Genomic DNA, 11,772 nt, shown 5'->3' on the forward strand with positions numbered 1-11,772 from the left:
ACAAGGTGCCCAGCACCGCTATGCATCTTGCGAAATCGCAGGTTTATCGGCCCACGGGGCGTGCTGCGAACCGGCCCAGCCATTTTCTAAGCCGATTGGGCGTGGGTTTCCGACTCCGGATGCGCGGCCAGGTAGTCGCGCAGAGCCTGACGTCCGCGGTGGATCCGGCTGCGGACGGTACCCAGCTTGACGCCCAGGGTGGCGCCGATCTCCTCGTAGGACAGGCCTTCGATGTCGCACAGCACCACGGCGGCGCGAAACTCCGGCGGCAGCGAGTCCAGCGCGGCCTGCAGGTCGGGTCCCAGGCGCGCGTCGTGGAAAATCTGCTCCGGGTTCGGCTCGTCGGCCGGGACCCGGTCGTAGTCCTCCGGCAACGCTTCCATCCGGATGCGCGCACGTCGGCGCACCATGTCAAGGAACAAATTCGTGGTGATGCGGTGCAGCCAGCCCTCGAAGGTTCCGGGCTGATAGTTCTGCACCGACCGGAAGACCCGGATGAATGTCTCCTGGGTCAAGTCCTCGGCGTCTTGCTGGTTACCCGCTAGCCGGTAAGCCAGCCGGTACACCCGGTCGGCGTGCTGACGCACCAGCTCGTCCCACGACGGCATCGTCGTCTTGTCCCCGGTCGCATCGAACACTGCGGTGCCCTGCAAACCCTCGGCCGGTTCGACCCATTCGTCGTCCGGGAGTTCCTGGGCGTGCGACATGGTGTTCGGGCTTAAGAGAGTGGTGTTGATCGAATCCTCCGAATAATGTGCCCTGCCCGAAAGGGGCAGTTCGTCATCCGCAACACGCAGTTGCCAATCTGTATTCCCCGCCCAACGTCCTCCACGTTCCATACCGTCACCGTCGCCTACCGGCGTATGCGCGGCATAGGAGCAATCTGAGGTTTGGCTGAGAAACCTTATCGTTACCTGCCGCACGCAGGGCATACCCGCAACGAAGTGACTTACGCCGCCCCGGTATCGCCGGGCGTGTCGGAAACGGTCCGATTCGCCGCGCGCCTGATGGACTGCGCGTCCGGATGCAATACGCTGCGGGCATGGACGGCACCGAGGAAGAAACCCCCGGCCAGGCGGCCCCCAGTCGGGCCGAATCGCTCTCCGCGCACGCGGAAGGGTCGATCTCCGAGGACGCGATTCTGGCCGCCGCCCGGGAACGCTCCGTCGACATCGGCGCCGGTGCGGTGACGCCCGCGGTGGGGGCCCTGCTGAGCCTGCTGACCAAACTCAGCGGCGGCAAAGCCGTGGCCGAGGTGGGCACCGGGGCCGGGGTCAGCGGACTCTGGTTGCTGTCGGGGATGAGTGACGACGGCGTGCTGACCACGATCGATATCGAGCCCGAGTATTTGCGGTTGGCTAAGCAGGCCTTCTCCGAAGCCGGCATCGGCCCGTCACGCACCAGGCTGATCTCCGGCCGCGCCCAAGAGGTGCTCACCCGGCTCGCCGACGAATCCTATGACCTGGTGTTCGTCGACGCCGACCCGATCGATCAGCCCGATTACGTCGTCGAAGGCGTACGGCTGCTGCGATCCGGCGGGATCATCGTCGTGCACGGCTCGGCGCTGGGTGGACGGGCCGGCGATCCCGCGGCGCGCGACGCCGAGGTGGTCGCGGTCCGGGAGGCGGCCCGTCTGATCGCCGAGGACGAGCGGCTGACGCCCGCGCTGGTGCCGCTGGGTGACGGCGTGCTGGCCGCGGTCCGCGACTAGCCGCACTCCCGGCCCGGCGGGCATCGGGCTGATTTCTTTACGCATCCCATACGGGGCGCCCCCTTGACCGTCGGCTGAACGCTCGTTTAGCGTACTGAACATGCGTTCAGCCGACCTGACCGCCGCCGCCCGGATCCGCGATGCCGCGATCGAGCAATTCGGCCAACACGGCTTCGGCGTAGGACTGCGCACCATCGCCGAGGCCGCGGGGGTGAGCGCGGCACTGGTCATCCATCACTTCGGATCCAAGGAGGGCCTGCGCAAGGCCTGCGAGGACTACATCGCCGAAGAGATTTACAACAGCAAGTCAGCGGCGCTGCGGTCCAACGACCCGGCAACCTGGTTCGCCCAGATGGCCGAGATCGAGGCCTACGCACCGCTGATGGCGTACCTGGTGCGCAGCATGCAAACCGGTGGCGAGCTGGCGAACATGCTGTGGCGCAGGATGATCGACAACACCTACGACTACCTGGAAGAGGGCGTGCGCGCCGGGACGATCAAACCCAGCCGCGATCCCCACGCCAGGGCGAAATATATCGGCATCACCGGCGGCGGCGGGTTTCTTCTCTACCTCCAAATGCACGACACCCCAACAGATCTGCGGGCCGTCCTGCGCGACTACGCCCGAGACATGATGCTGCCCGCCCTGGAGGTTTACACCGAAGGCCTGATGACGGACCGCACCATGTATGACGCATTCCTGGCCGCCGATGATCAAGGAGGATCCCATGGCAGTTGACAGCGTCGCGCCTATCGAAATCCGCGACCTCACCAAGAACTTCGGTGCGGTACGGGCGCTGGACGGCCTCGACCTGACCGTGCGTCAAGGTGAAGTGCACGGCTTTCTGGGTCCCAACGGCGCCGGCAAGTCCACTACCATCCGCGTCCTGTTGGGCCTGGTGAAGGCCGACGGCGGCAGCGTGCGACTGCTGGGTGGCGACCCGTGGACCGACGCCGTCGAACTGCACCGTCAAATCGCTTATGTGCCAGGTGACGTCACACTTTGGCCGTCGCTGACCGGTGGGGAGACCATCGATCTGCTGGCCCGCATGCGCGGCGGCATCGACGACGCCCGGCGCCGCGAGCTGATCGAGCGCTTCGACCTCGACCCCACCAAGAAGTCGCGCACCTACTCCAAGGGCAACAGACAGAAGGTCTCCCTGATTTCGGCTTTTTCGTCGCGAGCCAGCCTGCTGCTGTTGGACGAGCCCAGCAGTGGCCTGGACCCGTTGATGGAGAACATCTTTCAGCAGTGCGTCGCCGAGGCACGCGACCGAGGCGTGACGGTCTTGCTGTCCAGTCACATCCTGGCCGAAACCGAGGCGCTGTGCCAGACGGTGACCATCATCCGGGCCGGCCGAACTATCGAGAGCGGTTCGCTGGACTCGATGCGGCATCTCAGCCGAACCTCCATCAAGGCCGAAATGACCAGTAGTCCGGGCGATCTCAGCCGCATCAAAGGCGTTGAGGATGTCAGCTTCGAGGGAAACACGTTGCGCGCACAGGTCGACAGCGAAAGCCTCGGAGAATTCATCCGGGTGCTCGGCGATGCCGGCGTGCGCAGCCTGGTCAGTCAGCCACCGACGCTCGAGGAGCTCTTCTTGCGCCACTACAACACCGGACATAGCGAAAAGAAGGTCTCGGCGTCATGAGCACCGCGACACTACAGCGTCCGGAACATGATGCCCCGCAACGTGGTTCGGATTTCACCGGAACACTGGGCATGCTGCGCCTGTATCTGCGCCGCGACCGGATCTCGCTACCCCTGTGGATTCTGCTGCTATCACTTCCGTTGGCGACGGTCTACATCGGAAGCATCGAGAAGGTCTACCCCAGCCAAGCCGCCCGTGCCGCGTTCGCGGCGACCATCATGGCCAGCCCGGCCCAGCGCGCCCTCTACGGCCAGGTCTACAACGACAGCCTTGGCGCCGTGGGCATTTGGAAAGCCGGGATGTTCCATGTGCTGATCGCGGTGGCCGTGATTCTGACGGTGATCCGGCACACCCGCGCCGACGAAGAAAGTGGTCGCACCGAGCTGGTGGACTCGACCGGGGTGGGACGATACGCCAGCCTGACCGCGGCACTGCTCCTGAGCTTCGGCGCCTCGATCGCCACCGGCGCGATCGCAGCGGCGGGACTGCTGTCCACCGACGTCCCGGCGGGCGGATCGCTGGCCTTCGGCGCCGCGCTGGCCGGTTCCGGCGTGGTGTTCACGGCGGTGGCCGCGGTGACCGCGCAGCTGTCGTCGAGCGCGCGATTCGCCCGCGGTGCCGCCTTCGCGGTGCTGGGAGCCGCGTTCACGGTGCGCGCCATCGGTGACGCCGGTTCCGGCACGTTGTCCTGGCTTTCCCCGCTGGGCTGGTCGCTGCAGGTGCGGCCCTACGCGGGCGATCACGGGTGGGTGCTGCTGCTGCATCTGGTCACCGCGATCGTGCTCACTGCGGTGGCGTACCGGCTGCTGGCCGGGCGCGACGTCGGCGCGGGACTCATCGCCGAGCGAGCCGGCCCGGCCACCGCCGCACCGTGGTTGAGTAACGTTTTCGCACTGACCTGGCGGCTGGACCGCGGCGCGCTGCTGCTGTGGACGGTGGGCCTGTGCCTCTACGGACTGGTGATGGGCAGCGTCGCGCACGGCATTGGCGATGAGATCGGCGCCGGCATGGCGCGCGACATCGTCGCGAGGATGGGCGGCACCTCCGCGTTGGAGGAGGCCTTCATCGCGGTGGCGTTCAACATGATGGGCATGGTGGCGTCGGCCTTCGCCGTCTCGCTCACCTTGCGACCACACCAGGAAGAGTCCGGCCTGCGCGCCGAGACGACACTGGCCGGCGCGGTGTCCCGAACTCGTTGGCTGGCAAGCCATTTAGCGGCCGCTCTGCTGGGGTCCGCGGCGGCGATGCTGGCCGCCGGTGCGGCCGGCGGCCAGCTTTACGGCGTCGCGGCCGGCAACGTCGGGGCCAAGGTGGCCGTCGTGATCGGGACCGCTGCCGTGCAGTTGCCGGCCGTCTGGCTGGCCTCGGCCGTAACCGTCGTAATCTTCGGTGTGGCACCACGATTCACGCCGGTGGCCTGGGGCGTGTTGATCGCGTTCATCGCCCTGTACCTGATCGGTTCCCTGGCCGGCTTCCCACAGTGGGTCCTTGATCTCGAGCCCTTCGCACACGTGCCGCGGGTCGGCAGCGACTTCACCGCGCTGCCGCTGCTATGGCTGCTGGTCATCGACGCGACGCTGATCACGTTGGGAGTCATGGCCTTTCGCCGACGTGATCTACGCTCATGAACACCGCTGTTCGAGCGGCGGCAACGTCGGTCTATGGGCTGGCCGCCGTCGGCTTGCTGCTGTTCTTGCCTGCTGGCACGTTGAACTATTGGCAGGCATGGGTTTTCATCGCCACCTCGACGGTGTGCACCACCGTGGCGAGTGTTTACCTGGCCCGGACGAATCCGGCCGCGCTGCGGCGCCGGATGCAGGGCGGGCCGCGGGGCGAAACCAGAACGCTTCAGAAGATCGTGATCACCGGCGCGATTCTGGCATTGTTGGGGATGCTGGTGTTCAGCGCGTATGACCACCGGATGGGCTGGTCGCAGCTGCCCGCTTGGCTGTGTCTGCTCGGCGACGGGCTGGTGGCGCTCGGACTGGGCATCGCCATGCTGGTGGTCATTCAGAATGGCTACGCCGCGGCCAACATCACCGTGGAGACGGGCCAGACAGTGGTCTGCACCGGGCTCTACCGGCTGGTCCGTCATCCGATGTATGCCGGAAATGTCATCATGATGATCGGGATACCGCTGGCGCTGGACTCGTGCTGGGGGCTGCTTTTCGCGATCCCCGGCGTCGCGGTGCTCGTCGTGCGCATCCTCGACGAGGAGAAAATGCTGACTCAGGAACTAGCCGGATACCGCGAGTACACGCGGCGCGTGCGCTTTCGGCTGCTGCCCTACATCTGGTAGCTAGATCGATGGTGACGACCCGCTACGCCCGGCTACGCCGCGCTTGCGATCGTCACTAGACCCAGACACCCTTGCCGACCGCGACCACGCCGCCGGCGCTGATCGCGAAGCGCTCCCGGTCCTTCTCCAGATCCACCCCGACCATTTCGCCGGGCCCGATCACGACGTTCTTGTCGAGGATCGCGTGGCGCACCACCGCGCCGCGGCCCACCCGGGCGCCCGGCATGATCACGCTGCCCTCGACGATCGCGCCGTCGTCGACCACCACATTCGACGACAACACCGAGTTGCGCACCGAGGCCGCCGAGATGATGCTGCCCGCGCCGACGACCGACTCCTGGGCGGAGCCGCCGTTGACGAACTTCGCCGGCGCCAGGTTCTCCGTCGCGCCCTGAATCGGCCAGCGCCGGTTGTACAGGTTGAAGACCGGGTGCACCGACACCAGATCCATGTGGGCGTCGTAGAACGCATCCAACGTCCCGACGTCGCGCCAGTAGGCCCGGTCGCGATCGGTGGCGCCGGGTACCTCGTTGTCGTTGAAGTCGTAGACCGCGGCCATCCCGTCGTCCACCAAGCGGGGAATGATGTTGCCACCCATGTCGTGATCGGAGTGGTCGTCGTCGGCGTCGGCGCGAATCGCGTCGACGAGCACCTTGGTGGTGAAGATGTAGTTGCCCATCGAGGCGAACGTGCTGTCCGGGTCGTCAGGCGTGCCCGGTGGCTCGAGCGGCTTCTCGACGAAGCTGCGGATTCGGCCGGACTCGTCGGCGTCGATGCAGCCGAACGCCGAGGCCTCGCTGCGTGGCACCCGGATGCCGGCCACCGTCGCGCCGGCGCCGCTGTCGATGTGGAAACGCACCATCTGCTCGGGATCCATCCGATACACGTGGTCGGCACCGAAAACCACTATGTAGTCCGGATCTTCGTCGTAGATCAGGTTCAGGGACTGATAGATCGCATCGGCGGAGCCGGTGTACCAGCGTGGGCCGAGGCGCTGCTGGGCCGGCACCGGGGTGATGTATTCACCGGCCAGACCGGACAACCGCCAGTTCTGCGAAATGTGACGGTCAAGTGAATGCGACTTGTATTGCGTGAGAACGCAGATCCGCAAGTATCGGGCATTGACGAGGTTGGACAGCACGAAGTCGATCAGGCGATAGGCGCCGCCGAAGGGAACTGCGGGCTTGGCCCGGTCCGCGGTCAGCGGATACAACCGCTTGCCCTCACCGCCGGCCAGGACGATGCCCAGCACGTGGGGTGCTTCCCTCATGACTCCAAACCTATCGGCCGTCACGAACCGCTGCCAGGGGTAATCCCCCGGGCCGCCGTTGCGACGGGCTGTCCGTCAAGGTATTCGGCAAACGTGACCGCCGATCACCGTAATCCATTGTGGCGCCCGGCGCGCGGCGGCGTCGCCCCGGGAGTTCACCAGCCGCTTTTCCATCCGACTCGCGAGCGGCGTCGGAAGCGAACTACGGTGCGGTGTATGCGGGTGGCAATGATGACGCGGGAGTACCCACCAGACGTCTACGGGGGAGCCGGCGTACACGTCACCGAGCTCGTCGCCCAACTGCGCCGACTGTGCACGGTCGACGTGCACTGCATGGGCGCTCCGCGCCCCGGCGCCGTCGCGCACGAGCCCGACCGGCGCTTGCGCGACGCCAACGCGGCGCTGTCCACGCTGTCGACGGATCTGGTGATGGCAAACGCCGCAGCCGAGGCCACGGTGGTGCATTCGCATACCTGGTACACCGGCATGGCCGGGCACCTCACCGCGATGCTCTACGACATCCCCCACATCCTGACGGCGCACTCGCTGGAACCGCTGCGGCCGTGGAAGGCCGAACAACTCGGCGGTGGTTACCGGATCTCGTCGTGGGTGGAGCGCACCGCGGTGCTGGCGGCCGATGCGGTGATCGCGGTGAGTTCGGGCATGCGCGAGGACGTGCTGCGGGTCTACCCGACGCTGGATCCCAGCCAGGTGCATGTGGTCCGCAATGGCGTCGACAGTGATGTGTGGCATCCGGCCGGACCGGCGGACACCGGCTCGGTGCTGGCCGAGCTCGGCGTCGATCCGAACCGGCCGATGGTGGCCTTCGTCGGGCGGATCACCCGGCAGAAGGGTGTCGGCCATCTGGTCGCTGCCGCGCACCAATTCAGCCCCGACGTGCAACTGGTGCTGTGCGCCGGCGCTCCCGACACCCCGGAGATCGCGGACGAGGTACGCACCGCGGTGGACGAGCTTGCCCGCGTCCGCACGGGCGTGTTCTGGATCCGGGAAATGCTTCCCGTCGCGGAATTGCGCGAAATACTCTCGGCGGCGACGGTTTTCGTCTGCTCATCGGTGTACGAGCCGTTAGGCATCGTCAACCTGGAGGCGATGGCCTGCGCGACCGCGGTGGTGGCCTCCGACGTCGGCGGCATTCCGGAGGTGGTCGTCGACGGAGTCACCGGTTCACTGGTGCATTACGACGCCGACGACGCCAGGGCTTACCAGACGGGATTGGCAAAAGCGGTCAATGAACTCGTCGCGGACCCGGCGAAGGCCGAGCGCTACGGACACGCCGGACGCCGGCGTTGCATCGAGGAATTCTCCTGGGCGCATGTCGCTGAGCAGACCCTGGAGATCTACCGAAAGGTGTGTTCTTAGCTGCCCCCGACACCCGGCGGACTTAGCTGGTGACGCCTTTGAGTTCGTCACCCAGGGCAGCGGCCTCGTCGGGCGTCAACTCGACGACGAGACGGCCACCACCTTCAAGTGGTACCCGCATTACGATGCCGCGCCCCTCCTTAGTCGCTTCCAGAGGACCGTCTCCGGTCCGGGGCTTCATCGCCGCCATCGAGTGCTCCCTCCAGATTCGAGTTGGCCCGTCCTCGCGAGCCTGGTCGGCGGCGAGCTAGTCCCGCCAGCGGATTTCCAGCCATACCCGACTTTGAACTGCCAAATCACCCCCCCATTGTTCCCTATTCCGGTCACTAAATGCACAAGACCCGTCGGTAGGGCCCTTCCCGGGGGTTTCGAGCGTGGTTTGCCGGGCCTAACGCCCGACCCTTCATCGTGGCGAGGGAACCCAGCAATCACGGACGTGGTCGTCGACCATCCCGGTCGCCTGCATCAGCGCGTAGGCGGTGGTGGGGCCCACGAACCGGAAACCGCGGCGCTTGAGTTCCTTCGCCATCGCCTTGGATTCATCGGTAGCGGAAGGGATTTCGGATTCGGACGCGGGCCGGGGCCGCGACGGCGGCGCGAACGACCACAGCAGGTCGGACAGGTCTTCCGCCGATCCCAACTCGGCCACCGCGCGCGCGTTGGCAATCGTCGCATCGATCTTGGCCCGGTTGCGGACGATGCCGGCGTCGGCCATCAGCCGCGCCACATCGGCCTCGGTAAAGCGCGCCACTGTTTCGACGTCGAACCCGGCGAAGGCACGGCGGAAATTCTCCCGTTTGCGCAGGATCGTCAACCAGGACAGACCGCTCTGAAACGCCTCCAGGCTCATCCGCTCGAACAGTGCCACCCCGCCGCGCAGCGGACGGCCCCACTCCTGGTCGTGATAGTCGCGGTACACGTCGAAGTCGGGCCCGGGCCGGCCCACCGCCCAGCTGCAGCGGATCCGCCCGTCATCGGTCACGCCGGATCCTCGGCCGGGGTGTCCCCGCCGTCGGCCACCTCGACGGCCTCGCTATCCGCTGCTGTCGCGGCCGCGCTGACCGCCGCGAGCTGACCCCGCAGCGCCTCGAGCTCGCGGGCCAGCCGTTCCAGCACCCAGTCGACCTCGCTGGTCTTGTAGCCCCGCAGCACCTGGGTGAACTTGACCGCGTCGACGTCGGAGCCGGTGACACCGTAGGCGGGCAGCACCGTCGCCGTGGTCCCCCGCGGCAGCGGCGGCAACTGCTCACCACGCCCGAACAGCAGGCTCGCCGCGCCGAACAGCACGATCGCCACCAGCACCAACACCACGATGTAGAGCAAAACCAACGCCACGGAATCGATAGTGCCCTATGCCGCCGACAGGACGGCGATCGTGGGCCCTATTGGGGCCTGACCCCGTTCATCGGCGGCCGGTCGGCCAGCGACACCGGCCGGGTGTGCTGGGTGTAGCCCTCGCCGTCGGCGAAGAACTGCGTCAGCCCGACCCCGGAGTCGGGAATGCCGCAGCGCGACAGCAGGGTCGCGATGACCTGGCGGCTCATCGCGCCCAGCTCGGCAAGCGGCCGGTTGCGGTGCGCCCGCACACCGAGGTTGACCTGGGCGATCGCGTCCAGGCCCAGCCGGTCGAAGGTGTCGACCAGCAGGCCGATCTCCACGCCGTAGCCCGGGGCGAACGGCAGGGAGGTCAGCAGTTCGCGGCTGGCCGCGTATTCGCCGCCCAGGGGCTGCAGCACGCAGCCCAGCTCCGGTCGCAGCGCCGCCAGCAAGGGCCGGGCCACCAGCTCGGTGACCCGCCCGCCGCCGGTGGCCGCGTCGCCGCCGGCACCACCGGCCTCGCTGACGTTCAGCGGTCGCCGGTAGAAGCTCTTGACCAGGTGGATGCCGTCGCCGAGCAGCAGTGGACCCAGCAGCCACGGCACGAACATCGGGTGCGGGTTGATCAGGTCAGAGTCGACGAACACCACGATGTCGCCAGTGGTCGCGGCCAGCGAACGCCACAACGCCTCACCCTTGCCCGGCCGGGTCGCGACCTCGGGCAACGCCTGTTCACGGCTGACGACGCGGGCGCCGGCGGCGATGGCGCGGATCTCGGTCTCGTCAGTGGAGCCGGAGTCCAGCACGATCAGCTCGTCGACCAGCCCCCCAGAATCGCGGACCAGCGGCGAGATGCTGCCGACCACCGAGGCGATGGTTTGTTGCTCGTCGAGAGCCGGCAGCACGACCGAGACGGTTCGGCCACCCTTGGCCTCTTCCAGCTGCTCGATCGTCCAGGTGGGACGGCTCCAGCTGCGACGCTGCAGCCACTGCCGCGCCGCGGCGGCCCCACTGCTGGTCAGCTCCCCGGCGACCAGGTCGGATGCCGTCATGCCAGTCCTCTCACGGTGCGCGCCGGCGGCCGGATGCCCTGGATCGAGGCGACCATTTCCAGCACCCGTCGCGTCGCGGCAACCTGGTGCACCCGGAATACCCGCACGCCGGCAGCCGCTGCCAACGCGGTAGCCGCCAGTGTCCCCTCGAGCCGTTCGGTCAGTTCCACACCCAGAGTCTCCCCGACGAAGTCCTTGTTGCTCAAAGCCATGAGCACGGGCCATCCGGTATTAACAAGTTCGCTCACATGGCGCAACAGGACCAACCCGTGGAAGGTGTTCTTGCCCATGTCGTGCGTCGGGTCGATCAGCACCCGGTCGGGGGCCACGCCGGCGGCGACCGCGCGCTCGGCGGCGCCGGTGACCTGACGGATCACGTCGTCGACCACGCCGCGGGTGGTGGTGCCGAAGCGCACCCGGAACGGACGGGTACGCGGCTGCGCGCCACCGGTGTGCGAGCACACCAGGCCCACGCCGAGCTCGGCGGCGACCTCCGGCAGGGCCGGGTCGACGCCCGCCCAGGTGTCGTTGATCAGGTCCGCGCCGGCCGCGCAGGCCAGTCGGGCCACCTCGGAGCGCCAGGTGTCGACGCTGATCAGCTGGTCCGGGTAGGCGCCCCGCAACCATTCGATGAACGGCACCAGCCGGGCGATCTCCATGTCCGCGTCCACGTTCTCGCCCGGGCCCGCCTTGACCCCGCCGACGTCGATGAGGTCGGCGCCGTCGGCGACGGCCCGGTGCACGGCTGCCCGGGCCGCTTCGTCACTGAAGGTCGCACCCTTGTCGTAGAACGAGTCCGGGGTGCGGTTGATGATCGCCATGACCAGCGCGCGATCCCCGGCAACGGGTCGGCCGCACAGAGTTGACTGCACACGTCCATAGTGCCTGGCCGGAGAATGCGTCGAGACTGCGCCCACGGCTACCCGAAGGCGTCAGCCTCGACGGTCAAGGCGTCAGCCTTGCGGTCGCTTACCGGCTCGAGCTGATTCGCCGGCGCGCTCCCCCAAGGCTTTCAGCCTTGCGGTCGCTTACCGGCTCGAGCTGATTCGCCGGCGCGCTCCCCCAAGGCTTTCAGCCTTGCGGTCGCTTAC

At 67.3% G+C, this 11,772-nt stretch carries 13 protein-coding genes; 6 read left to right on the forward strand and 7 right to left on the reverse strand.

Annotated elements, in window-relative coordinates:
• Positions 1-86: 86 nt before the first annotated feature.
• On the reverse strand, positions 87-839 hold the full coding sequence (sigE, locus tag ACAG21_RS27485) for an RNA polymerase sigma factor SigE (protein ID WP_370499405.1): 753 nt from the start codon (positions 837-839) through the stop codon (positions 87-89).
• Positions 840-1,042: 203 nt separating this feature from the next.
• Between sigE and ACAG21_RS27490 the strand changes: the two genes are divergently transcribed.
• The 5 genes from ACAG21_RS27490 to ACAG21_RS27510 all read left to right on the forward strand — a co-directional run bounded on the left by ACAG21_RS27490 (position 1,043) and on the right by ACAG21_RS27510 (position 5,662).
• Positions 1,043-1,711 (forward strand): O-methyltransferase, encoded by a 669-nt coding sequence (locus ACAG21_RS27490; RefSeq protein WP_370499406.1) that lies wholly within the window; start codon positions 1,043-1,045, stop codon positions 1,709-1,711.
• Positions 1,712-1,811: 100 nt separating this feature from the next.
• The gene (locus ACAG21_RS27495) at positions 1,812-2,450 is read left to right on the forward strand and encodes a TetR family transcriptional regulator (protein ID WP_370499407.1); all 639 of its coding nucleotides are present in this window, start codon (positions 1,812-1,814) and stop codon (positions 2,448-2,450) included.
• Complete coding sequence (locus ACAG21_RS27500) at positions 2,440-3,363, forward strand: ATP-binding cassette domain-containing protein (RefSeq protein ID WP_370499408.1); 924 nt, start codon at positions 2,440-2,442, stop codon at positions 3,361-3,363. The genes ACAG21_RS27495 and ACAG21_RS27500 overlap by 11 nt, the downstream gene beginning before the upstream one ends.
• Positions 3,360-4,991, forward strand: coding sequence for an ABC transporter permease (locus ACAG21_RS27505; protein WP_370499409.1), 1,632 nt, complete (start codon positions 3,360-3,362; stop codon positions 4,989-4,991). Before ACAG21_RS27500 ends, ACAG21_RS27505 begins: the two co-directional genes overlap by 4 nt.
• A complete protein-coding gene (locus ACAG21_RS27510) occupies positions 4,988-5,662 on the forward strand; it encodes an isoprenylcysteine carboxylmethyltransferase family protein (protein WP_370499410.1) in 675 nt (224 codons plus the stop codon). The genes ACAG21_RS27505 and ACAG21_RS27510 overlap by 4 nt, the downstream gene beginning before the upstream one ends.
• Positions 5,663-5,717: 55 nt before the next feature.
• On the opposite strand, the gene glgC is transcribed toward ACAG21_RS27510, so the two are convergent.
• Positions 5,718-6,932, reverse strand: coding sequence for a glucose-1-phosphate adenylyltransferase (gene glgC, locus ACAG21_RS27515; RefSeq protein ID WP_370499411.1), 1,215 nt, complete (start codon positions 6,930-6,932; stop codon positions 5,718-5,720).
• 216 nt (positions 6,933-7,148) lie between these two features.
• Here glgC and glgA point away from each other — a divergent pair, with 216 nt between their 5' ends.
• Entirely contained in the window at positions 7,149-8,312 is a 1,164-nt protein-coding gene (gene glgA, locus ACAG21_RS27520) for a glycogen synthase (RefSeq protein WP_370499412.1), read from the forward strand.
• Between the two features lie 22 nt (positions 8,313-8,334).
• On the opposite strand, the gene ACAG21_RS27525 is transcribed toward glgA, so the two are convergent.
• The 5 genes from ACAG21_RS27525 to folP form a co-directional block, all read right to left on the reverse strand.
• On the reverse strand, positions 8,335-8,502 hold the full coding sequence (locus tag ACAG21_RS27525) for a DUF3117 domain-containing protein (protein WP_003406247.1): 168 nt from the start codon (positions 8,500-8,502) through the stop codon (positions 8,335-8,337).
• A gap of 213 nt (positions 8,503-8,715) precedes the next feature.
• Complete coding sequence (locus ACAG21_RS27530) at positions 8,716-9,294, reverse strand: DNA-3-methyladenine glycosylase I (RefSeq protein WP_370499413.1); 579 nt, start codon at positions 9,292-9,294, stop codon at positions 8,716-8,718.
• Positions 9,291-9,647 carry a DivIVA domain-containing protein gene (locus ACAG21_RS27535; protein ID WP_370499414.1) on the reverse strand — a complete coding sequence of 119 codons (357 nt, stop codon included), beginning with the start codon at positions 9,645-9,647 and terminating at the stop codon, positions 9,291-9,293. Before ACAG21_RS27535 ends, ACAG21_RS27530 begins: the two co-directional genes overlap by 4 nt.
• 47 nt (positions 9,648-9,694) lie before the next feature.
• On the reverse strand, positions 9,695-10,681 hold the full coding sequence (locus ACAG21_RS27540) for a glucosyl-3-phosphoglycerate synthase (RefSeq protein ID WP_370499415.1): 987 nt from the start codon (positions 10,679-10,681) through the stop codon (positions 9,695-9,697).
• On the reverse strand, positions 10,678-11,502 hold the full coding sequence (gene folP, locus ACAG21_RS27545; RefSeq protein WP_370499426.1) for a dihydropteroate synthase: 825 nt from the start codon (positions 11,500-11,502) through the stop codon (positions 10,678-10,680). The genes ACAG21_RS27540 and folP overlap by 4 nt, the downstream gene beginning before the upstream one ends.
• Positions 11,503-11,772 lie beyond the last annotated feature (270 nt).

The organism is Mycobacterium sp. pR1184 (assembly GCF_041287235.1).
Lineage (GTDB): Bacteria > Actinomycetota > Actinomycetes > Mycobacteriales > Mycobacteriaceae > Mycobacterium.